Source organism: Oceanicaulis sp. (assembly GCF_965284345.1).
In the GTDB taxonomy this organism is placed as follows: Bacteria; Pseudomonadota; Alphaproteobacteria; order Caulobacterales; family Maricaulaceae; genus Oceanicaulis; species Oceanicaulis alexandrii_A.
The window spans coordinates 2311631-2336202 of the sequence record NZ_OZ260073.1 but is presented as its reverse complement, the minus strand read 5'-3'; the positions used below and the strand labels follow the sequence as shown (position 1 = coordinate 2336202).

At 63.3% G+C, this 24572-nt stretch carries 26 protein-coding genes and 1 riboswitch; of the genes, 13 read left to right on the top strand and 13 right to left on the bottom strand.

The features are described from left to right. The first annotated feature begins 30 nt into the window (after positions 1-30). Positions 31-828: a uracil-DNA glycosylase gene (locus ACQ66J_RS11280; protein ID WP_375549673.1), complete on the top strand. Its 798-nt coding sequence runs from the start codon at positions 31-33 to the stop codon at positions 826-828. A 6-nt stretch (positions 829-834) separates the two neighbouring features. On the opposite strand, the gene ACQ66J_RS11275 is transcribed toward ACQ66J_RS11280, so the two are convergent. The 4 genes from ACQ66J_RS11275 to ACQ66J_RS11260 all read right to left on the bottom strand — a co-directional run bounded on the left by ACQ66J_RS11275 (position 835) and on the right by ACQ66J_RS11260 (position 2807). Further along, positions 835-1224, bottom strand: coding sequence for a type II toxin-antitoxin system HicB family antitoxin (locus ACQ66J_RS11275; protein ID WP_430431705.1), 390 nt, complete (start codon positions 1222-1224; stop codon positions 835-837). Positions 1225-1233: 9 nt separating this feature from the next. Continuing rightward, complete coding sequence (locus ACQ66J_RS11270; RefSeq protein WP_375550159.1) at positions 1234-1422, bottom strand: type II toxin-antitoxin system HicA family toxin; 189 nt, start codon at positions 1420-1422, stop codon at positions 1234-1236. 99 nt (positions 1423-1521) lie between these two features. Further along, complete coding sequence (locus ACQ66J_RS11265) at positions 1522-2109, bottom strand: TIGR04282 family arsenosugar biosynthesis glycosyltransferase (RefSeq protein WP_430431704.1); 588 nt, start codon at positions 2107-2109, stop codon at positions 1522-1524. Further along, a complete protein-coding gene (locus ACQ66J_RS11260) occupies positions 2106-2807 on the bottom strand; it encodes a TIGR04283 family arsenosugar biosynthesis glycosyltransferase (RefSeq protein WP_430431703.1) in 702 nt (233 codons plus the stop codon). Before ACQ66J_RS11260 ends, ACQ66J_RS11265 begins: the two co-directional genes overlap by 4 nt. 113 nt (positions 2808-2920) lie before the next feature. On the opposite strand from ACQ66J_RS11260, the gene ACQ66J_RS11255 reads away from it, so the two are divergent. The 3 genes from ACQ66J_RS11255 (at position 2921) to ACQ66J_RS11245 (ending at position 5795) form a co-directional block, all read left to right on the top strand. After that, entirely contained in the window at positions 2921-4000 is a 1080-nt protein-coding gene (locus ACQ66J_RS11255; protein WP_430431702.1) for a PA0069 family radical SAM protein, read from the top strand. Positions 4001-4014: 14 nt separating this feature from the next. Continuing rightward, complete coding sequence (locus tag ACQ66J_RS11250) at positions 4015-4617, top strand: ribonuclease HII (protein ID WP_430431701.1); 603 nt, start codon at positions 4015-4017, stop codon at positions 4615-4617. 149 nt (positions 4618-4766) lie between these two features. After that, a complete protein-coding gene (locus ACQ66J_RS11245) occupies positions 4767-5795 on the top strand; it encodes a site-specific DNA-methyltransferase (RefSeq protein WP_375549679.1) in 1029 nt (342 codons plus the stop codon). Positions 5796-6110: 315 nt separating this feature from the next. Here the strand turns inward: ACQ66J_RS11245 and mutY are convergent, their stop codons facing one another. Beyond that, positions 6111-7217: an A/G-specific adenine glycosylase gene (mutY, locus tag ACQ66J_RS11240; RefSeq protein WP_430431700.1), complete on the bottom strand. Its 1107-nt coding sequence runs from the start codon at positions 7215-7217 to the stop codon at positions 6111-6113. Between the two features lie 38 nt (positions 7218-7255). On the opposite strand from mutY, the gene ACQ66J_RS11235 reads away from it, so the two are divergent. From ACQ66J_RS11235 to ACQ66J_RS11195, 9 genes are all read left to right on the top strand, one after another. Then, positions 7256-7828: a DciA family protein gene (locus ACQ66J_RS11235; protein WP_375549680.1), complete on the top strand. Its 573-nt coding sequence runs from the start codon at positions 7256-7258 to the stop codon at positions 7826-7828. Positions 7829-7846: 18 nt separating this feature from the next. Next, positions 7847-8563 (top strand): thioredoxin domain-containing protein, encoded by a 717-nt coding sequence (locus ACQ66J_RS11230; RefSeq protein ID WP_430431699.1) that lies wholly within the window; start codon positions 7847-7849, stop codon positions 8561-8563. A gap of 74 nt (positions 8564-8637) precedes the next feature. Continuing rightward, complete coding sequence (locus tag ACQ66J_RS11225) at positions 8638-9360, top strand: DsbA family protein (protein WP_430431698.1); 723 nt, start codon at positions 8638-8640, stop codon at positions 9358-9360. 137 nt (positions 9361-9497) lie between these two features. Then, positions 9498-12935, top strand: coding sequence for a chromosome segregation protein SMC (gene smc / locus ACQ66J_RS11220; protein ID WP_430431697.1), 3438 nt, complete (start codon positions 9498-9500; stop codon positions 12933-12935). Positions 12936-13055: 120 nt separating this feature from the next. Next, on the top strand, positions 13056-13373 hold the full coding sequence (locus ACQ66J_RS11215) for an AtpZ/AtpI family protein (protein WP_022701678.1): 318 nt from the start codon (positions 13056-13058) through the stop codon (positions 13371-13373). Between the two features lie 65 nt (positions 13374-13438). Next, on the top strand, positions 13439-14215 hold the full coding sequence (locus ACQ66J_RS11210; protein WP_375549684.1) for a F0F1 ATP synthase subunit A: 777 nt from the start codon (positions 13439-13441) through the stop codon (positions 14213-14215). Between the two features lie 58 nt (positions 14216-14273). Beyond that, on the top strand, positions 14274-14501 hold the full coding sequence (locus ACQ66J_RS11205; RefSeq protein ID WP_009803216.1) for a F0F1 ATP synthase subunit C: 228 nt from the start codon (positions 14274-14276) through the stop codon (positions 14499-14501). Positions 14502-14639: 138 nt separating this feature from the next. Further along, positions 14640-15185, top strand: a complete 546-nt coding sequence (locus ACQ66J_RS11200) for a F0F1 ATP synthase subunit B' (protein ID WP_375549685.1) — start codon at positions 14640-14642, stop codon at positions 15183-15185. A 3-nt stretch (positions 15186-15188) separates the two neighbouring features. After that, positions 15189-15683, top strand: a complete 495-nt coding sequence (locus tag ACQ66J_RS11195) for a F0F1 ATP synthase subunit B (RefSeq protein WP_375549686.1) — start codon at positions 15189-15191, stop codon at positions 15681-15683. An 82-nt stretch (positions 15684-15765) separates the two neighbouring features. Here ACQ66J_RS11195 and ACQ66J_RS11190 read toward each other — a convergent pair whose 3' ends face one another. From ACQ66J_RS11190 to argS, 8 genes are all read right to left on the bottom strand, one after another. Beyond that, entirely contained in the window at positions 15766-16836 is a 1071-nt protein-coding gene (locus ACQ66J_RS11190; protein WP_430431696.1) for a serine hydrolase domain-containing protein, read from the bottom strand. Positions 16837-16945: 109 nt separating this feature from the next. Then, positions 16946-17425, bottom strand: a complete 480-nt coding sequence (locus ACQ66J_RS11185) for a GNAT family N-acetyltransferase (protein ID WP_430431695.1) — start codon at positions 17423-17425, stop codon at positions 16946-16948. A 5-nt stretch (positions 17426-17430) separates the two neighbouring features. After that, a complete protein-coding gene (locus ACQ66J_RS11180) occupies positions 17431-17754 on the bottom strand; it encodes a hypothetical protein (protein ID WP_375549689.1) in 324 nt (107 codons plus the stop codon). Positions 17755-17896: 142 nt separating this feature from the next. Next, positions 17897-19477, bottom strand: a complete 1581-nt coding sequence (gcvPB, locus tag ACQ66J_RS11175) for an aminomethyl-transferring glycine dehydrogenase subunit GcvPB (RefSeq protein WP_430431694.1) — start codon at positions 19475-19477, stop codon at positions 17897-17899. A 2-nt stretch (positions 19478-19479) separates the two neighbouring features. Further along, entirely contained in the window at positions 19480-20826 is a 1347-nt protein-coding gene (gene gcvPA, locus ACQ66J_RS11170; RefSeq protein ID WP_430431693.1) for an aminomethyl-transferring glycine dehydrogenase subunit GcvPA, read from the bottom strand. 98 nt (positions 20827-20924) lie between these two features. Then, positions 20925-21290, bottom strand: a complete 366-nt coding sequence (gene gcvH, locus ACQ66J_RS11165) for a glycine cleavage system protein GcvH (protein ID WP_375549692.1) — start codon at positions 21288-21290, stop codon at positions 20925-20927. A 33-nt stretch (positions 21291-21323) separates the two neighbouring features. Next, positions 21324-22418, bottom strand: coding sequence for a glycine cleavage system aminomethyltransferase GcvT (gene gcvT, locus ACQ66J_RS11160; RefSeq protein WP_375549693.1), 1095 nt, complete (start codon positions 22416-22418; stop codon positions 21324-21326). A 173-nt stretch (positions 22419-22591) separates the two neighbouring features. Next, a riboswitch (glycine riboswitch) is annotated at positions 22592-22682 on the bottom strand. 114 nt (positions 22683-22796) lie between these two features. Beyond that, positions 22797-24560, bottom strand: coding sequence for an arginine--tRNA ligase (gene argS / locus ACQ66J_RS11155; RefSeq protein ID WP_430431692.1), 1764 nt, complete (start codon positions 24558-24560; stop codon positions 22797-22799). Positions 24561-24572: the final 12 nt, after the last annotated feature.

Sequence of the window (24572 nt, the reverse complement as noted above, 5' to 3'; positions counted from 1 at the left end):
CACACAGTCCATATCGGAAAATCACGTTCAATGACCGCGCCCCTCTCCCCCGAAGACATCCGTGCTCTGAAGAGCCTGATCGGATGGTGGGAGCAATCGGGCGTCGAGGCTTTACCGCCTCTGCCCGCCCCCAAAACCGCTTCCGCAGCCCCCGTCGCCCCCTCCGCCGCCGCTCCCGAAGCGCGCGCCACCGGCGCCCAGGCGCGTCAGGCTGGCTTCGGCGCCGCGCCGACCCAGGACGGCCGCGCCCTGGCGCAGGCGGCTCAGTCCGTGGACGAGCTCAAACAAGCGCTCGACGCTTTTGACGGCTGCCCTTTGAAAGCCACCGCCACCCAGCTGGTGTTCGCCCGGGGCAATCCCCAAGGCGACGTCATGGTGATCGGCGAAGCGCCGGGGCGGGAAGAAGATCGCGACGGCGTTCCCTTCACGGGGCCAGCCGGGCATTTGCTCGACAAGATGTTCAAGGCCATCGACCTTGATGAAACCCACGCCTGCATCACCAATGTGGTGTACTGGCGACCGCCGGGCAATCGCAAACCCACAGACGCCGAGATCGAGGTCTGCCGCCCCTTCGCCGAGCGCCATATCGAACTGGTGAAGCCCAAAGCCCTGGTCTTCGCAGGCGGCATCGCCGCGCAAAGCCTGTTGCGGTCCAAAGACGGCATCATGACGCTGCGCGGACGCTGGCATGATTACACGCTCAGCGATGGCACGGTGATACCGGCCCTGCCCATGTATCACCCCGCCTTCCTGCTGCGCCGCCCGCAGGAGAAAGCCAAAAGCTGGCAGGATCTGCTGAGCCTGAAAGCGAAGCTTGCGTCGCTTTAGATCGCGCTAAACCAGCTCACGCCGCAAGGCGTCCGCGATAAGAGCCGACCGGGTCACACGGCGTCTCTTAGCGACCGCGTCAATGGCTTTCAAAAGCCCTGCATCCAGGGTCACATTCGCCTTCACCGTGCGCCCCGTCATCGCAATCAGCGGCACCGCCAGCAAGAACGCTCCAGACGCCATGGCTTGAACTACGTCTGGGTCTTGCCGCACGGCATCCAGATCGCGCGGTTCGACCATGGGAGCGTCCTCGAACCACAAAGCCAGCGCTTCGCTGGCATTGCCCGGCAAGTCGTCAAGTGTGTCCGCAGCAGAGAAACAGCCCGGCGCATCGGGAAACTCGATTCCATATGCGCTATCAGGGTCTTTATGCACGACGCCAATGAAGTAACGCATCACAGCCTCCTATAGCCACCCGGCCTGTCGGTAGATCGAGCGAACAGTTCCAAGCGGAAGATCTTTTTTCGGGTGCGGAATAATCACGGTGCGGTCGCCTTTGCGATACTTGGCATGCGATCCCTTGGCGCCGACTCGCTCAAAACCGTCTTGTTCCAGAAGTTTGATGAGCTTTCGGCTGTCCCGCTCCAGATCCATCCCAGCTTCAGGCGCATAATAATGCGCCCGCTCCTGTTTCGTCAATGTGGGAGGCGCATTATTATGCGCCCAAAAAATGACTTCGCCTGACCGCCAGTCTTAGGCTTTCTGTAAATCCGACGCCTCGTCCACATCGCGCAAGGCGCGCAGCCTCTTCACCCGCTCCAGCCCATGGAGCTGAAGCTGCCGCACCAGATCGCTGCGCGTCTCTTCATGGGACCAGCGCATGCCGTCAAACAAACCATCCGGCGCCGGGCCGTTGAGCGCCAGCAGCCAATAGCCGCCATCTTCCGCCGGGCCGATCACCACATCATGACGTTTCAGACCCGCAAAAGCGGCGGCGATGTCTGCGCGAGTAATTTGCGGCGCATCCGACCCGATCACGCAGACCGGCGCCCGGCGGGCGAAGACGCGCGCCTGACGCGCACCCAGATCGCCGCCGCCCTGCACAGCGCGCGGCAGATGATCCGGCCAGACATTGGGAAAGCGGCGATGGAGCGCCCGGTCCGGGCTGAGCGTGATGACGGTTTCCCAACGCGGGTCCTGCAGACGGCGCAGCACAGCCGCGCTCATCGCGCGATGCCGACGCCAGGCCTCAACCTTGCCAATGCCCTTGGCGAGGCGGGTCTTGGCGCCGCCGATCACCGGCGCCTTGACGAAAACCACCAGAACAGGGCGCGGCGTCATCGATAGGCTTTCGCAAGGTCAGAGGGCTTGGCGCCCAGAAAATAGCGCGCCAGCAGAACGAGATTTTTCATGGAGCGGCGGCGATAGCCTTCGGTGAGGAATTTCTCGGCGCTGGTCTCCGCCCGCGCCGTGAGGGGCCAGAGCCGATGTTTCCCGATGCGCCGCACCAGATCCACGTCCTCAAACAGGGGCCAGGGCTTGTATCCGCCGAGGCGATCATAAAAATCAGCACGGATAAGCAAACCCTGATCGCCATAAGGCAGGCCGAACGTCCGGCACCGCCAGGCGACCGCGCGTTCCAGCCGTCGGGCGCGATGAGACATGTCATCGAGCGTAAAGCGAAAATACGCCGCCCGGTCGCGATGCGCATTGGCCGCCATGAACGCCTCGACCTCGTTAGACCAGCCCGGCGACAGGCGGGTGTCGGCATGCAGGAACAAGAGCCAGTCTGACGCTCCGATCTGACGCCGCGCGAACGCTGCACCTTGCGCCAGCTGGGCGCCGCGCCCCTTGGCGCCTGTGACGACCTGGCATCCGGCACGGCGGGCGATCTGCACGGCGCCATCCGTTGATCCGCCATCAGCCAGAATCCAGCCCGCCGACAGTCCCGTGCGCTCGGCCTCAGTCAGGCTCTGCAAGGTGCGCTCAAGATGGGCGGCGGCGTTCAAGGTGGGGAGAATTGTGATGATCTGACTCATGAGGGTGAGAAACTCCGGCGGGCGGTGTGAGTCAATATGAAAATGTTCTTGCTATGTTCCGCTTGGTGAGTCACCGTCAGTCCATGACCGCACGCTTTGTTCCCGCACGGGGCATGAGCCCCCTTCCCGAGCCGCTGCAACCGCGCGGACGCGCCGCCACCTCCAATGCGGCGGGGCGGTTCGAGCGCGACACCCGCGAACCCTTTGACGATGGCTGGAGCGAGACCGACCCCGCGCCCAAGCAGATCCGCACCACGCTGATCAAGGATGCAAGCCGCACCATTATCTCCACCAATGACAGCCCCGACATCTCGTTCAACCGGTCGATCAATCCGTACAGAGGGTGCGAACATGGCTGCATCTATTGCTATGCGCGGCCCAGCCACGCCTATTGGGGGTATTCTGCGGGCGTCGACTTTGAAAGCGTCCTGTTTTTCAAGGCGGGCGCCGCGCGCCTGTTAGACCAGCAATTTCGCAAGCCCGGCTACCAGGTTGAACCCATTGTGATCGGCGCGAACACCGACGCTTACCAGCCGATCGAGCGGCAATTGCGGCTGACGCGCTCGATTCTTGAGGTTTGCCTGCGCTTCAAGCATCCGGTCAGCCTGATCACCAAATCCGCCGCCATCACCCGCGATCTCGACATCCTGTCCGAGCTGGCGGAACTGGGGCTGGTCAAAGCCGCGATCTCTCTCACCACCCTCGATCACAAGCTCGCCCGCGCCATGGAGCCCAGGGCCGCCACCCCGAAACGGCGCCTCGAAGCGATGGAGGCGCTGTCAAAGGCCGGGGTGCCGATGACTGTGATGACCGCCCCCGTCATTCCCGGCCTCACAGATCATGAGATCGAAGCGCTGTTAAAAGCGTCGGCCAACGCCGGCGCGCAGACCGCAGGCTATGTGCTGTTGCGCCTGCCGCTGGAGGTGCGCGATCTGTTTTATGACTGGCTCAAGAAAGTCAAACCCGACGCCGCCGACAAGGTGATCAACATGGTGCGCGATACGCGTGGCGGCGCCGATTACAGCTCTGATTTTCATATCCGCGGGCGCGGCGAAGGCCCGATCGCGGACATGATCTCCAAACGCTTCCGCGCCGGGGTGCGCCGCTACGGCCTTGAAAAAGACCGGGTGAAACTGCGCTGCGACCTGTTCGAGCGCCCGCTCGACACCGAAGATCAGCTCAGCCTGTTTTGATGGACTGACACAATATGACGTATTCCCATCCCCTCATCGCCGGCGTGGATGAAGCCGGGCGCGGCCCGCTGGCGGGGCCGGTGGTGTGCGCAGCGGTAATCCTGCCCGATGATTTCTCTGCGCTTGATCAGCTCGACGATTCAAAAAAGCTCTCAGAGAAGCGCCGCACCGCTTTGGCACGGATTATCCGGGCTGAAGCGCGGGTGGGGGTGGGGATCGCTGAACCGGTCGAAATTGACCGATTGAACGTGCTGCACGCCACCCTGGCGGCCATGGTCCGCGCGGTGGACAGCCTCGGCGTGCGGCCCGATGAGATCCTGATCGACGGCAATCGCGTGCCGGACGGATTAAAATCTTCGGGGCGGGCGGTTGTGGGCGGCGACGGGCTGGAGCCAGCCATCGGCGCGGCCTCGATCATTGCCAAAACCCTGCGCGACCAGATCCTGATCGAATCAGAAAACCGCTTTCCCGGCTTTGGCTTGGCCGGACACAAGGGCTATCCCAGTCCGAGCCATAAAGCCGCGCTCGAAAATCTGGGACCCACGCCCATCCATCGGTTAAGCTATGCCCCGGTACAGTCGGCCAGACAGGCGCACGGCGTTTGGCGCAGCACATAATGAATCGGCCTTAACCATCGGGTAAGCCGAAACGATTCACCCCTCAGGGAATCAGCGCTGTTGCGAACAGAAGGGCGATTGAGGTGTCAGTCATTCCAAATAACAAAATTCCTGTCGATACCATCCTGGAAGGCGATTGCGCCGAAGTGATGAAAACGCTCCCCGACGAGAGCGTGGATCTCATCTTCGCCGATCCGCCCTACAATCTGCAGCTGGGCGGCGATCTGCACCGGCCAGATAATTCCAAAGTGGATGCGGTCGACAATGACTGGGACCAGATCGGCGATTTCGACGCCTATGATCTATTCTCCTGCGCCTGGCTGGAAGAGGCCCGCCGGGTCCTCAAACCCAATGGCGCCATGTGGACCATCGGCAGCTATCACAATATTTTTCGGGTCGGCTCCTTCTTGCAGGATATGGGCTTCTGGATCCGCAATGACGTGATCTGGCGCAAATCCAACCCGATGCCGAACTTCAAGGGCACGCGTTTCACCAACGCCCATGAAACCCTGATCTGGGCGTCCAAGACCAAGGACGCCAAGCCGACCTTCAACTACGCCGCCATGAAGGCGCTCAATGACGGCGTGCAGATGCGCTCGGACTGGACCTTGCCGATCTGCGCCGGCGGGGAACGCCTGAAAAACAAGGAGGGCAAGAAAGCCCACCCGACCCAGAAGCCTGAAAGCCTTCTGCACCGGGTGCTTCTGGCCACCTCCAATCCCGGCGATCTGGTGCTCGATCCGTTTTTCGGCACTGGCACAACGGGGGCGGTCGCAAAGAAACTCGGCCGTCATTATATCGGCATTGAAGCGGACCCGACCTATGCCGACGTGGCGCGCAAGCGCATCGCCGCGATCAATCCCACCAGCGAAGACCTGTTGCAGGTCACCCAGTCCAAGCGCGCCCTGCCGCGTATTGCGTTTGGCTCCCTGGTCGAGGCCGGCCTTCTGAAGCCTGGCGATACACTCTACTGCTCCCAAGGCCGACGCACCGCGCAAGTGCGCGCGGACGGCACGGTGATCGCGGGCGGCCAGGCTGGCTCGATCCACCAGATGGGCGCCCATGTGCAAGGCGCGCCGTCGTGCAATGGCTGGACCTTCTGGCATGTGCGCCAGGGCGGCGCCCTCGCCCCGATCGACGTGCTGCGCGCCCGCATCCGCGCGGAACTGCAGGTTTAGGGCTTCGCCATCAGGGCTGAACACGCCCATCTCAACCTGTCATTCGCCGGTTTATCCGGCGAACCCATGCCGTGACCTGTAATCAAATCAACCGGAATGGATCCCCCGCATGAAGCGGGGGATGACATGTGTGAGACGATAGCATCCATTAGCCTGACGAACGTCAGGACCCAGTTGATGACAGACCGCCATGGTCCATATGTGTTGATTATCTTCTCTTTCCCCGCGAAGGCGGGGATCCAGAGCCGGTAATGCAGCGCTTCATGATCTCTGGGTCCCGGCCTGCGCCGGGAAAGAGCTTCTGAGAGATACCGACTACAACAACCGCGCCTCAAGCCCCAGCTTCGCCGCCTTCATCATCACGCTGGGCAGCCCCGCCTCTTTCAGATCACGCACCGGCGCCCAGACGCCCTCGTCCGGCGTCCAGTCTGCAGGCGCCGTCGCGCACAGCACATCCAGCTCCAGCGCAAAATGCGTGAACACATGGCGCACCTGTCCGGCTTCGCGCCAGTCCGCCTTGAAGGGCGCCGCGGTCTCAAGCTCCGCGTCTGACGGCGCGTTGTCGCTCCACTCCGTCCCCGGCACTTCCATCATGGCGCCCAATAGCCCCGTCTCCGGCCGACGGCGCAGCCAGATCGCGCCCTGTCGCACCACATGAAAACAGGCGCCGCGACGCACGGGCTTGGGCTTTTTCTTCTCTTTGAGGGGATAGCGGGTCTGATCGCCTTCGGCGCGCGCGGCGCACCAGTCCGACCATGGACAGGCCGTGCACTCCGGTGATTTCGGCGCACACAGTGTCGCGCCGAGATCCATGATCGCCTGGGCGTAATCGCCGGAACGGTCGGGCGAGGCCAGATTCGCCGCGATCGCCTTGATCTGCGGTTTGGCTTTCGGCAGCGGCGTCGGCATCCGTACGAGACGCGTGAGCACGCGCTCCACATTGCCGTCCACCACGCTGGCGGGCTGATCAAAGGCGGCGGCGCGAATGGCGTTGGCGGTATAATCCCCCACCCCCGGCAGCGCGAGCAGCGCCTTGAGGTCGGAGGGGAAAGCGCCGCCCAACTCAAACGCCACGACCTGGGCGCAGGCGTGAAGATTGCGGGCGCGAGCGTAATAGCCAAGCCCCGCCCAGGCCGCCAGCACCTCCTCGCGCGGGGCCGCCGCCAGATCCTTTACTTGCGGCCAACGCGCCAGGAACCGCTCCCAATAGGGCGTAGCGTGAGGCACGGTGGTTTGCTGCAGCATTATCTCCGACAACCAGATCGCATAAGGATCGGCGACAGCGCCCGCCGCCCGGTCTTCAGGCCGGATGCGCCAGGGCAGGCTGCGGCCTTCGCGGTCATACCAATCCAGCAAGGCGGCTCGCATGGGCGCTGCGGGCAGGTCCGGGATTTCAAACTCGGGCACGGCGTGTTCTCTCATGCTTGCCAGCGGCGGCTGCGGGCGCGATGGTGCGCACCATGAAGCGACCGCCCCGCACGTCAACGCCTAACCGGCATCTCATCGCCCGTCGTGACGGCAATCCGCGCGACGAAGCGGAAGCGGCGGAGTGGATGAAAGCCCATCGCGGTCGCGCGGCCATCAAGCCGCCGCCCACCGCCGGGCGCGCCGTCAATGCGCTGATCAAACCCTTGGCGAAACAGTTTTCCGGCCCCACCCGGCATGAGCTGGACGCCCAATGGAGCGAGATCGTCGGCCCGCAACTGGCCCAGTTCACCCGGCCCGAGAAATATCAAGGCGGCGCCCTGGTGATCCGCGCGCGCGGTCCGGCGGCCGCGCTGGTGGAGGCGCAATCGGCGCAAATCCTGGCGCGGGTAGCGACGTATTCGGGAAAAAAGCCGCAAAAGCTCAAGATCATTCAGGGTCCGCTCAATCCCGAACCGAAAAAGCCCAAAGCCCGAGCTGACCGCATTGTGAAGGTCAAAGCTGAGTCAAAACGGGCGCTGACCCTTGATGAAACGCTGGAAAACTGGCGCAAAGAGATTGAACGCCGTGAAGGCGTGCGCTTGCCGCCTACATCCTCTAGCGACTGACGCGAACTGGAGACGCCTGTGCTTTCATTCACCCGCCGCAGCCTGACTGCGCTCGCCGCCGCCCTGTTGCTCTCCGGTGGCGCTCTGGGCCAGAACGCCACCTCCCTCACCGAAGCTCAGGTCGGACAGGTGCGAGACACCGACCGCGTGATGGGCGCAGCCGACGCCCCCGTCACCTTTATCGAGTACGGCTCGGTGGCGTGCAGTCATTGCGCGCATTTTCAGGAAACCGGCTTCCCCGCCGTAAGCGAGGCGATCGAGGCGGGCGATGTCCGCTTTGTGTTTCGTGAAGTGATCACCGGCCAGCCCAATATCGCGATCGCGGGCTTTGCGCTGGCCCATTGCGCCCCGGACGAGCAGTACTTCGACGTGATCGACGCCCTGTTCGTCAATATGCGGTCCATCTTCGCCGCCCTGCAGCAGGGAACGGCTCAGACCCGCTATGAAGAAATCGCCGCCGACTTTGGCTTCAGCGCTGACGATGTCACCGCGTGTTTCTCCAGTGAAGAGGCGATCGCAGCGGTGCAAACGTCAAACCGCATCGCTGTGGAAGACGGCGTACGCTCCACCCCCTATTTCATCGTCAATGGCGACCGGTTGCTCGCGGAGCCCGGCGAAGACGGGCGGGTCTATACGGTCAACGGCGCTCCGCTGACCGATGCCGAGGGCGAAATTCCCGCCGATCACCAGCCTGACACCATGAGACGCATCATCGCCCTGTATAAGGGCGGCTGAGACCGCTAACCTGCCGCAAACGCAGACCCCGGCGCCCGTGGGCCCGGCCAGACACACCGATTGGAGTTGAACCCGTGACGACTTTCACCCGCCGCGCCCTCACCCTTGCCGCCGCCACCGTCAGCGCCATGATGCTGACCGCCTGCTCGGGCGGCGACGCCCCGGATGGACGCTCCGCCTATGAACGCGCCGGCGATCGCGCCGAGGGCCAGGTCGATGCGCCGGTCACGATCATCGAATACGCCTCCACCTCTTGCGGCGGCTGCGGCGCATTTCATGAACAGGGCAAGGCCGCCATTGACGACGGGGTGGAGCGCGGCGATGTGCGCTTTGTCTTCCGCGAAATGATCACCGGTCAGCCCAATCTGGCGCGCGCCGGCTTCATGCTGGCCCGGTGCGCCCCCGAAGATCAGTATCTGGATGTGATCGATTTGTTGTTTGAACAGCAACGCGCCCTGTTCAGCGCCATGCAGCAAGGCAATGCCCAAGGCCAGTTCCAGACCATCGCCCGCACTGCAGGCTTTTCCGACGAGGAATTCCGCGCCTGCATGACCAATCAGGACGTGCTGGAAGCGGTGGAAGAGGCCAATATGCAGGCCGTGCGCGACGGCGTGGGCGGCACGCCCCATTTCATCATCAATGGTCAGGATCTTGATCAGATGTCCGGCGCCAATGGCCAAGTCTACGCCGTCGACGGCGAAATCCTGACCGACGATCAGGGCGAAATCCCCGCCCAGATTGACCGAGACACTTGGGACCGAATCATCGCCCTATTCAAAGCGCGTGCGGAGGGCTAGCCTTCCCGCGCAGACCTTTTGCAGGCGGTCTCCCCTCAGATCGCCTGCGAAGGGTTTGAGCCGAAACACGTTTCGGCAGGGATGGCGGCGACTGACAGACCGGAAAACCGGCGTTCAGCGCCAGTGGAGGTCTGAGGTTGAAGTTCACCCAGCTGCGCCTGGCCGGCTTCAAATCGTTTGTTGACCCGACCGAGCTGCGGATCGACGCCGGGCTGACCGGCATTATCGGTCCCAATGGCTGCGGTAAATCCAACCTGCTTGAAGCCCTGCGATGGGTGATGGGCGCCACCTCCGCCAAATCCCTGCGCGGCGGCGGCATGGAAGACGTGATCTTCTCCGGCACCGACAGCCGCCCTGCCCGCAACCACGCCGAAGTCACCCTGGTCGTGGATAATTCCGACCGGCGCGCGCCCGCCCGTTTCAACGAGCATGACACGCTGGAAGTCGTCCGCCGCATCTCGCGCGGCAAGGGCTCGGGCTATACGATCAATGACGAGGATGTCCGCGCCAAGGATGTCCAGCTTCTGTTCGCTGACGCGGGTACGGGCGCCAATTCGCCCGCCCTGGTGCGTCAGGGCCAGATCAGCGAGCTGATCAACGCCAAACCGGAAAACCGCCGTCGCGTGCTCGAAGAAGCCGCAGGCGTTGCGGGGCTGCGCGCGCGCCGCCGCGAGGCCCAGCTCAAGCTCAACGCCGCCGAAACCAATCTCGATCGACTGCTGGAAATCGTCGAGGATCTCGACAGCCGCCATAGCGCGCTGCAGCGTCAGGCCAAGCAGGCGGGACGCTATCGCGACCTGTCCCAGACCATCCGCAATTTTGAAGCCCTGCTCTGGATGCGGCGATGGAAAGAGGCGGGCGAAGCGGTCGAAACCGCGCGGGCGAAGCTCAAGGAGACCGACGCCGAGGCGGAGCTGGCGCTGCGCGCATCTGCGGGCGCCATGGTCGAAGCGGAAAAAGCGCAAAGCGCGGTCCAGCCCCTGCGCGAGGCTGAGGCCGAAGCCGCAGCCGCCTTGCGTCATACCGAACGCGCCCGAGACCAGCTGGATCGCGATATCGAGGCCGCTCGCGCCGCCATCGAACGCAATCAGGCGCGCCTTGTGGAACTGAAACAGACCCAAAGCCGCGAAACCGAGCTGCTGGATGAAGCGCGCACCGCCCGCGAACGCCTGCACGGCCAGCTCAAACAGGCCCGAGATCAGGCGGCCCATGACGCTGACGGGCAAAGCCGCGCCGAAGCCGTGCTGGATGATGCGGATAAAGACCGCGCCAAAGCGGAACACGCGCTCGACGCCGCCGCCAACGCCGTCGCCCAGATCAAGGCGAAACGCGACGGCGCTCAGCGGGAGCTGGATCAGGCCGAACGACAGGTCCGCACGCTGGAAGCGGAAGCGGACAACGCGAAAGCGACGCTTGACCGGTTTGATGATGTGGTCGGCCCCGACCTTGACGGGCTTCAAGGCGCTGTGGATGACGCGGCCGGCAACGCTGAAGTGCTCGCCGGCCAGATCACAGAGCTTGAATCGCAGGCGGATGCGGCGCGCGAAAGCGCCCAGACCGCGCGTGAAGAGGTGCAGCTGGCCCAGGCCGATGCGCGCGCGCTGGAGCGTGAAATCGCCGGGCTTGAGCGCCTTCTGGACACGTCTGACGCCGAAGACCGGGCGCTCGATCAGGTGCGCGCGCAGGCGGGGTATGAGCAAGCGCTGGCCGCCGCACTCGGCGACGATCTGGAGGCGGGCCTGAGCGCCGGCGCCGCCCGCCGCTGGCAAGGCGCAGATATCGACACGCCCGCCCTGCCTGAGGGCGCGTCGCGCTTGCTTGATCATGTTGAGGCCCCCGCCGCGCTGCAGGCGCGTCTCAAAGCGGTGGGCGTGGTCGCCCCCGAAACGCTGGACGCGTTGGCGGTCCGGCTCTCGCCGGGTCAACGCCTGGTGACGCTGGACGGCGCCCTGCGCCGCTGGGACGGCTTCGCCAGCGAGGCTGGCGCGCCGTCCGCGGCGGCTGTGCGGCTGGAAACCCGCAACCGGCTCTCTGAACTGACGCCCCAGCTTGAAACCGCGCGCCGAGGCGCTGAGCGCGCCCAGACCGCCGCCGAGGAGTCGCAGCAGGCCCGCCTGAACGCTGACGCCGCCTTGAGCCAGGCGCGAGGCGTGCTCAAACAGGCTGAAAACCAGCGCCGGGACGCCGAACAGGCCCTGTCTGCGGCCCGCGCCCAGGCGGCCCGCGCCGAGGCCCGGCGCGCCGGTCTGATGGAATCAGTCGGACGGGCCCAGAGCCGGCTTGAAACCGCCCGCAAGCTGCACCTCGCAGCTGAGCAGGCCCAGGCCGAGATTGCGCAAGATGATGACGGGCAGGATGCACTGACCGCCGCCCGTGCGCGCGCTGATCGCGCCCGAGGCAAGGCCGCCGACGCCCGCGCGGCGCTGGAATCGGTGAAACGCGAAGCCCAGGGGCGCCGTCACCGGATCGCCTCGCTGGAACGCGAAGCCGCCGACTGGGACCGCCGCCACACCCGGTCGTCCGATCAGGTCGAGGCGCTGAAAACCCAGATCGCCGACACTGAAGCGGCGCTTGAAGCCGCCTCCACCCAGCCTGAAACGCTGGAAGGCCAGCGCGACGCGCTTCTGGATGCGCTGACCGAAGCCGAATCAAAAGCCGCAACCGCGCGCGAAGCGGTTCTGAACGCCGAATCACAGCAGCGCGAAGCCGACGCAGCCCTGCGTGAAGCGGAAAAGATCAGCGCCACCGCCCGCGAAGCGCGCGCCGCAGCCGCCGCCCGTCTGACGGCGGCGGAAGAACGGCTGACCGAAACCGTTGAGCGTCTTGAAGACGCCACAGGTGAAGAGCCCAAAGTTCTGGAGCGCCGCGCAGCGGGCAGTGAGTTTGCAGAGCTGTCATCCGATGAGCTGGAGCGGCGCCTGGACGAGGCCCGACTGACGCGCGAGCGCTTGGGGGCGGTTAATCTGCGCGCCGATGAAGAAGCGCGCGAGCTTGATGCTGAACGCACCCGGCTGTCCAAGGAGCGCGACGATTTGCTGGAAGCGGTCGCACGCCTGAGAAAGGCTGTGGATACCCTCTCACGGGAAGGCCGGGCGCGGCTTCTGGACGCTTTTGAAGTGGTCGACGGCCATTTCCGCACCCTGTTTGAAACCCTGTTCGGCGGCGGCGCGGCGGAGCTGCGCCTGACTGAAAACGATGATCCGCTGGAAGCGGGGCTCGAAATCTTCGCCTGCCCGCCGGGCAAGAAGATGGAGACGATGAGCCTGATGAGCGGCGGCGAACAGGCGCTGACCGCCACCGCGCTGATCTTCGCGGTTTTCCTGGTGAGCCCGGCGCCCGTCTGCGTGCTCGACGAGGTCGATGCGCCGCTCGACGACGCCAATGTGGATCGCTATTGCGCCATGCTCGAACAGATGCGGACCATGACCGAAACGCGCTTTCTGGTCATCACGCACAACGCCGTGACCATGAGCCGGATGAACCGTCTGTTCGGCGTCACCATGGGTGAAAGGGGCGTCTCGCAGCTCGTCTCGGTCAATCTGAGCTCGGCTGAAGAGATGCTGGCTGCGGAATAATAGTGAAGCCCCTTAAAAATCAGCGCGTTAACTTGTCCGCAACCTTGCTTGACAGGGTCTGGGACCGCTTATAGGGTGCGCGCGCCTACCGGGACTACCTCCTGGTAGCCGTCTGTCATCATGGCTCATCGAGACGAACTGAACCAGAACGCACCCGATCCCAACGACTTCGAGCGGCGTTTGAACGCCAAGCTTGAGGCGCGTCGGGTGAAGGAAGCTGAGACCAAAGCCTCGGGCTGGGGTCAGGGCGTTCGCTACGGAACGGAGTTCGCTGGAGGGGTTCTCGTGGGGGCTGGTCTGGGTTATTTGACCGATCAGTTCTTCAACTGGACCCCGTGGGGCCTGCTGACAGGTGTATTATTGGGTTTCGCAGCGGGCACTTTAAATGTAGTTCGCGCTGCGCAGAGCATGAACCAGAGCGACGACGCCTCGTCCTGAGGCATCCGGCGCACGGGTTTGAAGTTAGAAACGCGGCGCGCGCGCCGTAGCACAAGGGGCCGGGTGTGGCTGACGCGACGAACCCGATCAAACAGTTCGAGATCCATTCGATCGCCGATTTTTCCATCGGCGGCTGGAATCTCTCATTCACGAACTCCAGCTATTTCATGGTTGTGTCGGTGGTGATGGTGGCCGGGCTTTTGTCTCTGGCCATGTCCAAGCGCGCGCTGGTGCCGGGCCGGTCTCAATCAGTCGCTGAGCTTCTTTATGAATTCGTCGCCGGCATGATCCGCTCCACCGCGGGCGACGCAGGCCTCAAATTCTTCCCCTTCGTGTTCACGCTGTTCGCCTTCATCTTGATGGGCAACATGCTGGGCATGCTGCCGTATTTCCCGGCTCCCGGGTTCCACGGCTTCACCTTCACCTCCCACATCATCGTCACCTTCGCGTTGGCGCTTGTGGTGATGGCGATCGTGATCGGTTATGGCGTCTTCAAGCACGGCCTGAAATTCTTCTCGCTGTTCTTCCCGTCCGGCGTGCCGTGGCCGCTTTATGTTCTTCTGACCCCGATCGAGATCATCTCGTTCCTGTCACGTCCGGTGACTTTGGGGGTTCGTCTGTTCGCCAACATGCTGGCGGGGCACATTCTGCTGAAAGTGTTCGCCGGCTTTATCATCATGCTGGGATCTGTGGGTGCGCTGGGCATTCTTGGCGCTGTCGCTCCGCTGATCATGGTTGTGGCGTTGACCGCGTTGGAATTCCTGGTGGCGTTCCTCCAGGCCTACGTGTTCGCCGTTCTGACCTGCATCTACCTTTCGGACGCATTGCACCCTGGTCACTAGGGCGTTCGACAAGACCTTACCTATCCATCCGCACCGACCACCTACGAGGAGTATCAACATGGAAGCGGAAGCCGCGAAATACATTGGCGCTGGCCTGGCCACCTTCGGCATGCTGGGCGCCGCTCTGGGCGTGGGCAACATCTTCTCCAGCTTCCTGGCTGGCGCCCTGCGCAACCCGTCCGCCGCGCAAGGCCAGTTCGGTAACCTGATCTTTGGCTTCGCCGTGACTGAAGCGCTGGGCATCTTCTCGCTGCTCATCGCGCTGCTGCTGCTGTTCGTGGTCTAAGACCACCGACCAAGCAGTCCTCGTTCCGGCCGGAAGGCGCACGATCCGTCGTTGCGTCATTCCGGCTTGGAGCGTTTTACAGGCTACGAGCTTACGGTAAGCTCGGGCTAATTCAGCCTTTGCGCAAGGGAGGCCGCCGTGCTGGCGCCGGAGTCCCAATCTGAATACGCCGAAGGCGCCGGAGCCGCAGCGGAAGCCGCGTTCCCGCCCTTCGACCCGACCTATTTCGCATCGCAGCTGTTCTGGCTGGCGATCAGCTTTTTCGTTCTGTACGTCCTGCTGAGCCGCTTTGTCCTGCCCCGTATCGGCGGGGCCATTGAAGAACGCCGCGATCGCATCGCTGACGATCTCGACACCGCCGCGCAACTCAAAGCGCAGGCTGACGAGACCGTTCGCGTCTATGAAAAATCCCTGGCGGACGCCCGCGCCAAGGCGCATTCGGTAGCGGCCGAGGCGAAAGCTTCAGCCGACGCCGAAGTGGCCGACGCCATCCGCAAGGCGGACGCCGAGCTGGACGCCAAGCTGGACGAGTCAGAGACTCGCATTCGCGCCTCTCGCGACGCGGCTCTTGGCGAAGTGCGCTCCATTGCGGCCGGCGCCGCCCTGGTCGCCGTCGAGCATCTGGCCGGCCTTGAGGTGTCTGAAGACGACGCCGCCAAAGCCGTTGCAGCGGTGAAGGAGTAAGTCATGAACTACCTCCTGTCTGACACCAGCTTCTGGGCGTTTGTCGGCCTGATCCTGTTCTTCGTCGTGATCATCTTTGTGGGCGCGCCGAAAATGATCGGCAAAGCGCTTGATGACCGCGCGGATCTGATCCGCAAGGAACTCGATGAAGCCCGCCGCCTGCGCGAAGAAGCGCAGGAGCTGATGGCCACCTATGAGCGCAAGCAGACTGAAGCTGCGGCTGAAGCTGAAGCGATCATCAAGCAGGCCAAGGCCGAAGCTGAATATCTGCGCGAGAACGCCAAGAGCGAAATCGCCCAGCGCGTCGAGCGTCGCACCGCCATGGCGGAACAGCGCATTGCTCAGGCCGAGGCCCAGGCCGCCAAGGAAGTCAAAGCCCTGGCCGCCGATCTGGCGATCGAGGCCGCCCAGCACTTGCTGTCCAAGAAGCTGAGCAAGACCCAGCGCAACGCTCTCCTGAAAGCCGACACCTCGGCCCTGAAGGACCAGCTGAACTAACAGTTCTACAAAGCAATCTAAAAAAAGCCCGCGAGACGCTCGCGGGCTTTTTTGTGTCTTCACGTCATGGAGCGACCGTCCCTTAATCGGTGCAGATCGATTGGGCCGCCAGTACTTGGATGGAGATATCGAACATCTCGCCCTGGCTTTCATCCACATTGGTCAGCATCGCCACACCCGCCTTCAGCCCCGGCACGTAGAGGGCTGTGATGTTGGTGGCGCCGTTTGAGCCGGACTGGGCTGACGCGGTCCATACCGCATCGCAAAGCTCGACCTCGCGATACCGACCGCCATAGGCGTAGTTTTGATCCGGGACCTGTATTGTGCGGAACTCCCTGAGGGCTACGTCAGACAACACCTCTCCCGCCTCCAGCGCCTGTTCCAGAACGATCAGGTCTTGAGCGGTTGTGTAGCTGCCCTTGAAGAATCGCGGCGTCCAGTAATCGCCCTGACCGGCGGGATCGGATGGATCATAGCCGATGGCGATGTTGCTGACGGCAGGGTCGGCTTCTGAGAGGTCATGCACATAGCCGCCAGACTGGGTCATGCCCGCCCGGTCAAAGACATAGCGCTGGCGCACCTGCGGATAGGGCAAGCCTGTGACCTCTTCCAGAAGGTGCTGGACCAACAGCCAGTTTGACAGCGCATAATCAAAGTGCGCACCCGGTTCGAACGCCAGATCCCCGCTGGCGTAGTCCGCCACCGCCTCCGCGACGCTTTGCGCATCCACCACATCCTGTTCGCCATTGGCGATTCGACTAAAGGCGTTTCGCAGATCATTCGGCAATCCGGACGTATTACTCAGGAGCGTGCGCAAGGTCAGCTGATCGCCTGTATCGACGCGGTAGTCAGGCAGATAACTGCTGATGGGGGCATCCAGGCTCAATACGCCCTCATCCATCAGGGCGAAGACGGCGATGGACGCGAAATATTTCTCAACAGATCCGGTTTGAAACCGGCTGTCCGGCGTCAGCGGCCGCCCCGATTGAGGGTCCGCCAAACCCCAGCTCCAGGCCTGTCCCTCGCCCTCGCCCGTCTCGATTCGAATAACGCCATTGAACGCCGTCTCCTCAACCCAGCTCTGGATGAGGTCCGGTGTCTGAGATGAAGGCAACACGGCCATGCCGAGAACGAGGGGGATCAGGACAGTCATTACGGGCTCCACTGAGACTCTGCTCGAGACGGTACAATGCCCATCTTAAATTCACTCTTTGGGAAGCCCACCGCCGCTTGCCGATCCGGAGGCGCCGTCGACCGAATGCTCAGCCCTCGACGCCATCACGATCAAACCCCAGGGCTTCATAGAACGCGATCGCGCCCAGATTGCCCGGCACGACCTTGAGGCTGATCTCTTCAAGCCCCCTTGCCCGCAATCGCACGCCAATCTCGGCCACCAGCGCCAGACCAACGCCCTGCGTGCGCCAGGCGTCGTGCACAGCCAGATCCTTGATGAAGCCGGTGGTCCACGCCTGTATGACGCCTGCAAGCGTTTCAGAGCGCGCATCATACGCCACAAGGCATAGATCAGGATCAAACTCTGCGTCGTTCTGAATCGATTGGCGCCAGTCTTCAGCCTCGAGCCGCTCCCCCTCGCCGCCGCGATAGGCGTGGTTGAGCAAGGCCCGGGCGGCGCCGGTTTCCGTATCAAAATCGAGAGAGCGTACGAGAAGGCCAGGCGAAGCCTTCGAGGCGGTTGGAAAAGCGTCAAGCGACCTCACCAGCCGCAAGCCGGTAAAGCCCATAGATCCTAGTCCTTATGGAACCGGTCAAAGATGTGTTTGACCCGCTCCCACACGCCCGGATGACGTTTCAGCCAGTCGGTGATGAAGGTGTGGGCGCGCTTGGACGTCATCGCCAGCAGGATCAGACCAATGATCGCTAGCGGCAGACCGAGCGGAATGGGCAGGAAAAACAGCGGGATGGAAATCGCCAACAAGAATATCGCCAAGGCCACGGCAATCGCACGCAACACCACCAGCAAGACGCTGGTCACGCCATTGACGCCATTGCGCGCCCAGCCATTCGGTGTGTCGTTCATCGCCACCTTGGGTTTTACCTTGTCGTTTTCCACGCTCGATCCATACCTCGTACGCTAATGTCGAGGCGGCCGCCATCCGGTTCAACCCGTACCGGATGGCGACTCTCACATTCTTGCAGCTGGACATGTCGATTTCAGGGCAGTGTGGCGCAATGCCCTCATATCGACGCAGGCCTTACTCCGCCGCTTGCGCGTCCGTAGAAGGCGGCGTCCAGCGCAGGACCGGCTGACGGGCGGCCCGGGTTTCATCCAGACGCTTGGCCGGCGCAAACCGCGGCGCGGCGGTGAAACGCTCGGTTTCCCCGGCCTTGGCGGCCCCCGCCAGTGCTTCCAGCGTGTCGCACAACCGGTCCACGCTGGCTTTAGATTCAGACTCGGTGGGCTCGATCAGCATGGCGCCATGCACGACCAGCGGGAAATACATGGTCATGGGGTGGTAGCCCTCATCGATCATGGCTTTCGCAAAGTCGAGCGTGGTGACGCCGGTGTCTTTCAGGAAACGATCGTCAAACAGCGCTTCGTGCATGCACAAACCGTCAAAAGACGGCGTCATGACGTTTTTGAGGCGCGCGAGCACATAGTTTGCATTCAGCACGGCGTCTTCACTGGCCATTTTCAGGCCGTCTGCGCCATGGCTGAGCATATAGCTCATGGCGCGGGTGAACATGCCCATCTGGCCGTGGAAGGCGACCATGCGGCCAAACGGGTCAGCGCCCTGGGCCTTGGCGTCCGCCTCATCCTCGACCATGCGCCAGCTGTCGCCATCCTTGATGACAAACGGCAGCGGCGCAAATTTCGCCAGCGCTTCAGACAAGACCGTCGGCCCCGAGCCGGGCCCGCCGCCGCCATGGGGCGTGGAATAGGTCTTGTGCAGGTTGAAGTGCATAGCGTCCACGCCCAGATCGCCCGGGCGCACCCGGCCGGAAATGGCGTTGAAGTTCGCACCGTCGCAATAGAAATAACCGCCCGCCTCGTGCATCAGATCGGCGATCTCGCGGATATCGCTTTCAAACAGGCCGCACGTGTTGGGGTTGGTCAGCATGATCGCCGCCACATCGTCCCCAAGCTTGGCCTTGAACGCCTCCATGTCCACACGGCCTATGGCGTTCGCCGGGATCTCGTCCACATGGAAGCCGCACTGAACCGCCGTGGCCGGATTGGTGCCGTGTGCGCTTTCAGGCACCAGCACGCGCCGGCGATGGCTTTCCCCGCGGGCGTCGAGCGCCGCGCGGATCGCCATCATGCCGCACAGCTCGCCATGGGCGCCGGCTTTCGGGCTCATCGCCACGGTGGGCATATTGGTCAGCGTCATCAGCCAATGGGCCAGATCCCCGATCAGCTCAAACGCGCCCTGAACGGTGGATTGCGGCTGCAGCGGGTGAATGTCGGAAAAGCCCGGCAGACGCGCCAGCTTCTCGTTCAAACGCGGATTGTGCTTCATCGTGCACGAGCCCAGCGGATAGAGCCCGATATCGATGGCGTAATTCTTCCGGCTCAGGCGCACATAATGGCGCATGGCTTCAGGCTCGCTAAGCCCCGGAAGCCCCAGATCGTCGGTCCGCTCCAGCGCGCCCAGACGCAAGGGCTTGCCCTTTGGCGCTTCAAAATCGACGCCGGTCTTGTCATAAGTCTGCCGCTCAAAGATCAGCGGTTCGGCCTGATCAAGCCCTTTGGAGCCTGAGAAGGTGTCGTCATACGCGCCAGGATCGGGCGTGTGCAGCGGACGGGAGGGACGGCCTTGAGTATTCATCGCCATGATTACAGCACCTCTTTCAGAGCCGCTTCGAACGCGTCGAGATCGCTTTCGGAGTTGGTTTCAGTGGCCGCGACGATCAGCAGATCGTCATAGCCCTTGCCCGGATATAGCCGGCTGGCGGGCACGCCGCCCAGAACGCCCTTGTCCGCGAGCGCTTCCACCACGTCCGCCGCGTTTTTCGGCAGACGCAGGGTGAACTCGTTGAAGAAGGCGCCCGTGACCAGCTCCACGCCGGAAAGCGCGCTCAGACGGTCCGCCAGATCACACGCTTTCTCATGGCTCAGCTGGGCCATTGTGCGCAGTCCCGTATCGCCCAGAAGCGACATATGGATCGTCCAGGCCAAGGTCATCAGGCCGGAGTTCGTACAGATGTTCGAGGTCGCCTTGTCGCGGCGGATATGCTGTTCGCGGGTCGACAGCGTCAGCACAAAGCCCCGGCGGCCGTCCGCATCCACGGTCTCCCCCGCCAGGCGGCCGGGCAGGTTGCGGATGAAATTGCGATCGCCGCGGCAGGCGAACAGACCCACATGCGGGCCGCCGAATTGCAGGCCGACGCCGATGGACTGGCCTTCGCCGACCACGATGTCCGCGCCCATAGCGCCAGGCGTTTTCATCAGGCCCAGCGAGACAGCCTCGGTGAAGACCGCGATCAGCAGCGCGCCTTTTTCATGGGCGGCCTTGGCGATGGGCTCAAGATCATGGACCTGACCGAACACGTCAGGGTTCTGCACCACCACGCAGGCCACATCATCGGGAATGTCCGCCGCGATATCGTCCAGCCCGCCGGGCTTGGCGGCATCATCGCGGATCTCGATATCCATGTATTTGGCCAGCGTATGGGTCGCCGCCGCATAGTGAGGATGCAGATTGCCGCTGAGGATCGCCTTGGAGCGCTTGGTGATCCGGCACGCCATCAGCACCGCTTCGCCGCACGCGGTCGAGCCGTCATACATGGAGGCGTTCGCCACTTCCATGCCGGTCAGAAGCGCGACCTGGGTCTGGAACTCAAACAGGGTCTGCAGCGTGCCCTGGCTGATTTCTGGCTGATAAGGCGTGTAGCTGGTGAGGTATTCCGAGCGCTGGATCAGGTGATCGACGCTGGCGGGAATGTGGTGCTTGTACGCGCCCGCCCCCACGAAGAACGGCGCTTCAGACGCGGCGATGTTCTTGCGCGACATCTTCGTCAGAAGGCGCTCGACCTCCATCTCGCTCTTATGGAGCGGCAAATCCACCGGCCCGTCCAGGCGCACCTTCTGGGGCACGTCCTCAAACAGGGCGTCGACAGAATCCACACCGATCGTATCGAGCATCTCGGCCCGGTCAGCGTCGGTCAGCGGGAGATAGCGCATGGCGATCCACCTTCTTTCATAAAGCAGGTCGGACGGCTCTGAAGTCGAGCCGCCGGTCTAGTCGCTGCATGTAGATCGACGCCGTCCGGCGTCGAGGCTTAACTGATGTGTTCGGCGTAGGCCGCGTCATCCATCATGGCGTCGAGCTGGCTCTTGTCAGACAGCTTGATCTTGACGAACCAGCCTTCGCCGTCCGGCGCTTCATTGACCTTGGCGGGCTCGCCTTCCAGCACGTCGTTGACGGCGATCACTTCGCCAGACACCGGCGCATAAACTTCAGACGCGGCTTTTACGCTTTCCACCACGGCCAGCTCATCGCCGGCGGACACGGTCTTTCCCACTTCGGGAAGCTCGACAAACACCACATCGCCCAGCTGTTCGGCGGCGTAGGCGGTGATGCCCACAACGCCCTCTTCGCCGTCAACACGGATCCATTCATGGTCTTTGGTAAATCGGGTGCTCATCAGACGTCTCCTCCAGAGCGAAATCGTGCGGGATCAACCGCGATAAAAACGATGCGGCGCGAAGGGCGTTTTCACCACTTCAGCCGGGCGCGCCTTGCCGCGCACCATCAAATCAACCTGCGTGCCGGGCGCCGACAGATCGGTGCGCACAAAGCCCATGGCGATCGGCGCGCCGACGGTCGGGCCGAACCCGCCCGACGTCACCACGCCGACAATCTCGCCATTGACGGCGATCTCGGTGCCCTCGCGCGCCGGGGCGCGGTCTTTCAGCGCCAGGCCCACGCGCTTTTTCGCGGGCTTGTCGGCGATGTCTTTGAGGATGCGCGCGGCGCCGGGGAAATCGGCGCGCTCGCGGCGCGATTTCGCCACCGCCCAGATCAGCCCCGCCTCGATGGGCGAGGTGGTCTCGTCCATGTCATGGCCATACAGGCACAGACCGGCTTCAAGGCGCAGGGAATCGCGCGCGCCCAGCCCGATCGGCTTTACGCGCTCATCAGACAGCAGCTTGCGCGCGAAATCGCTGGCGTGTTCGTTGGCGACGGAGATTTCAAACCCGTCCTCGCCGGTATAACCCGAGCGCGAAATCATCAGGCGCAGGCCGTCGATTTCAAACCAGCCCGCCTGCATGAACACCATCTTGGCCGCGTCCGGGCAGAGATCCGCCATCACGGCGCCAGCCTGCGGCCCCTGCAGCGCCAGAAGCGCGCGGCCGTCCAGCTCGACCAGCTCGGCGACGCCTTTGGTCGCTTCAATGATGTAGTCAAAGTCAGAGCGCTTGCAGGCGGCGTTCACCACCAGGAACAGCCCCTCATCGTCGGGGCGGGAAACCATCAAATCGTCCTTGACCCCACCTTCAGGGTTCAGCAGCAGCGTGTATTTCTGTTCACCCGGCTGCAGCGCAGCAAGGTCAGCGGTGATCAGCGCTTCGAGCGCCGCCTCGTCGCCGATCAGGCGCGCCTGGCCCATATGGGAGACGTCAAACAGGCCCGCCGCCGCGCGCGTATGATTATGCTCGGCCATGACGCCGTCATACTGGACGGGCATGTCATACCCGGCGAACGGCACCATTTTGGCGCCCAGTTCAACGTGAAGATCATAAAGCGGCGTGCGGTTGAGCGTGTCGGTCATGTCTGGCCTCAAGCATGCGGGTTGCGGGCGTAGCGCGGCTCATGCCGGCTCCGAATCGCCCCCGCTGTCTTGAAGACCTGAGAGATTCCCGCGTCGCGCCTTGAAAGACAGGCGCGCGCATTGCTCCTTCGGTGGGGCGTCTGAAACTCAGCGCCCGCTTTCCAGCGTTAGGTCTTAGGCTTGCGGTCCGTTAGCCTGAGCGTTTCCGGGGCGGTTGCGCCTTCGGCGCCGGCGTCTTCGGCCGGTCTCTCCCGCAAGTGACCTCATGTATCCCCGCTGCAGCGCGCCTCCCGGCGGGTCTGCACCGACGCGCAAACCTAGCGTTTGACGGATATGAGTCAATCGCGATTGGGCGCTGCAGCATGGCGAAAAAGCCGCCTACATCCGCTCGGGTACGTCGATGCCGATCAGGCCCAGCACGATCTCGAGCTGTTTGAGCGTGGTTCCAGCGAGCGCCAGGCGCGACGCGCGGATCGCCTCGTCCTTTTCCGGCAGGATCGGACAGGCGGCGTAAAAACCCGAAAACGCCTGCGCCAGTCCAAAAGCGTGCTCGCACAGAACGTTCGGCGCCCGGTCCCGCTCGGCGCGGCCGAGCGCGCTGTCAAACGCGTCCAGACGCCGGATCAGCGCCGCCTCAGCCTTGTCGGACATCGTCACCGCGCCGGGCTCGATCCCCTGCTCGCCGGCTTTTTTCAGCAGCGATTTGATGCGCACGGCCTGATACTGAAGATACGGTCCGGTCTTGCCTTCAAAGCTGACAAAGCGATCCAGATCAAAGATGTAGTTGGTGGTGCGGACATTTTGCAGATCAGAGAACTTGATCGCGGCGTTGCCTACGGCCCGCGCCACAGTCTCAAACTCGTCTTCGGTCAGCTGCGAACCCAGTCCCGCTTCGTTCAGACGCGCCCGCGCCCGCTCGCGGGCTTCGCTGATGAGATCCGCCAGACGGAAGGTGCCGCCCGCGCGGGTGCGCAAGCGCTTGCCGTCAGTCCCGTTCACCGTGCCGAACTTCACATGCTCCAGCGCGCCCTCGTCGGCGAGACCGGCCTTGTAGGCGGCGCGGAACACTTGTTCGAAGTGATCCGACTGGCCCAGATCAACCACATACAGGGTCAGCTGAGGGTTTTGCTGCTGCTTGCGGTCCAGAATGGTCGCCAGATCGGTGGTCGCATACAGCGCCGAGCCCTGGCTTGAGACCAGGATCAGCGGCGCCAGATCCTTCTTGTCGTCCTCACGGGCCACGCGCACAATCCAGGCGCCGTCGCTCTCTTCAGCCACGCCGCGCGCCTTGAAGTCCTCGACCAGGCCCGCGATCAGATCATTGACGTCGCTTTCGCCCTTCCACAGGTCGAAATGCACGCCCAGCGCGCCGAAATCATCTTTCAGCGCCGCAATCGACACATTGATGAAATGGCGCAGCAGCGCGCGATAGCCCGGACGTCCAGCTTGCAATTCGGCCGTGGCCTTGCGCGAGCGGGCATTGCGGTCAGGATCGTCCTTGGCCTTGGCGGAGGCTTGGGGATAGAGCCGCGCCAGATCGTCAATCGTCACCGGCGGCTCATCTGGATACGGCCCGGTGAAATCAGCGTCGTAATAGACAAGGTCCGGCTGCTCGTCCTGCAGCTCGGTGACCAGATGGCCCATTTGCAGGCCCCAATCCCCGAGGTGGATGTCGGAGGTGACGTCATGGCCGCGAAAGCGCATCAGGCGCTGCAGGCTGTCGCCGATCACTGATGAGCGCAAATGGCCCACATGCATGGGCTTGGCCACATTGGGACCGCCGAAATCAATCATCACCCGCTTGGGGGCTGCGCTCTGACGACCGCCGACGCGGTCATCCTCGGCCAGTCCATTGGCGCGGATCGCGTAGACCGGGCTCGCCGGCGTGATGTTGAGAAAGCCGGGTCCGGCGATCTCAATCTCCAGCTCCGGATGCTGCGCGTTGAGCTCCGCCTTCACGTCTTCAGCGACGGCGCGCGGCGCTTTCTTGGCCTGCTTGGCCGCCGCCATCGCGCCATTGCACTGATAGGGCGCAAGATCGGGGCGGTCGGATTCAAACACCGCGCCCAGATCGGCGGAAAGGCCAACGGCCTCGAACGCAGCGCCGACGGCGCTGGTCAGTTGTTCGACAATCGAAGTCATGACGTCCTGAAT

Excerpts from the sequence above, each read along its gene's own strand:
- ACQ66J_RS11275 (WP_430431705.1), bottom strand. The coding sequence starts at position 1,224 with ATGCGTTACTTCATTGGCGTCGTGCATAAAGACCCTGATAGCGCATAT.
- gcvT (WP_375549693.1), bottom strand. The coding sequence starts at position 22,418 with ATGACCGACACGCTCAACCGCACGCCGCTTTATGATCTTCACGTTGAA.
- ACQ66J_RS11205 (WP_009803216.1), top strand. The coding sequence starts at position 14,274 with ATGGAAGCGGAAGCCGCGAAATACATTGGCGCTGGCCTGGCCACCTTC.
- ACQ66J_RS11185 (WP_430431695.1), bottom strand. The coding sequence starts at position 17,425 with ATGGGCTTTACCGGCTTGCGGCTGGTGAGGTCGCTTGACGCTTTTCCA.
- ACQ66J_RS11255 (WP_430431702.1), top strand. The coding sequence starts at position 2,921 with ATGAGCCCCCTTCCCGAGCCGCTGCAACCGCGCGGACGCGCCGCCACC.
- ACQ66J_RS11250 (WP_430431701.1), top strand. The coding sequence starts at position 4,015 with ATGACGTATTCCCATCCCCTCATCGCCGGCGTGGATGAAGCCGGGCGC.
- ACQ66J_RS11245 (WP_375549679.1), top strand. The coding sequence starts at position 4,767 with ATGAAAACGCTCCCCGACGAGAGCGTGGATCTCATCTTCGCCGATCCG.
- argS (WP_430431692.1), bottom strand. The coding sequence starts at position 24,560 with ATGACTTCGATTGTCGAACAACTGACCAGCGCCGTCGGCGCTGCGTTC.
- ACQ66J_RS11280 (WP_375549673.1), top strand. The coding sequence starts at position 31 with ATGACCGCGCCCCTCTCCCCCGAAGACATCCGTGCTCTGAAGAGCCTG.
- gcvPB (WP_430431694.1), bottom strand. The coding sequence starts at position 19,477 with ATGGCGATGAATACTCAAGGCCGTCCCTCCCGTCCGCTGCACACGCCC.
- ACQ66J_RS11215 (WP_022701678.1), top strand. The coding sequence starts at position 13,056 with ATGGCTCATCGAGACGAACTGAACCAGAACGCACCCGATCCCAACGAC.
- ACQ66J_RS11195 (WP_375549686.1), top strand. The coding sequence starts at position 15,189 with ATGAACTACCTCCTGTCTGACACCAGCTTCTGGGCGTTTGTCGGCCTG.
- ACQ66J_RS11270 (WP_375550159.1), bottom strand. The coding sequence starts at position 1,422 with ATGGATCTGGAGCGGGACAGCCGAAAGCTCATCAAACTTCTGGAACAA.
- mutY (WP_430431700.1), bottom strand. The coding sequence starts at position 7,217 with ATGAGAGAACACGCCGTGCCCGAGTTTGAAATCCCGGACCTGCCCGCA.
- gcvH (WP_375549692.1), bottom strand. The coding sequence starts at position 21,290 with ATGAGCACCCGATTTACCAAAGACCATGAATGGATCCGTGTTGACGGC.
- ACQ66J_RS11190 (WP_430431696.1), bottom strand. The coding sequence starts at position 16,836 with ATGACTGTCCTGATCCCCCTCGTTCTCGGCATGGCCGTGTTGCCTTCA.
- gcvPA (WP_430431693.1), bottom strand. The coding sequence starts at position 20,826 with ATGCGCTATCTCCCGCTGACCGACGCTGACCGGGCCGAGATGCTCGAT.
- ACQ66J_RS11265 (WP_430431704.1), bottom strand. The coding sequence starts at position 2,109 with ATGACGCCGCGCCCTGTTCTGGTGGTTTTCGTCAAGGCGCCGGTGATC.
- ACQ66J_RS11260 (WP_430431703.1), bottom strand. The coding sequence starts at position 2,807 with ATGAGTCAGATCATCACAATTCTCCCCACCTTGAACGCCGCCGCCCAT.
- ACQ66J_RS11235 (WP_375549680.1), top strand. The coding sequence starts at position 7,256 with ATGAAGCGACCGCCCCGCACGTCAACGCCTAACCGGCATCTCATCGCC.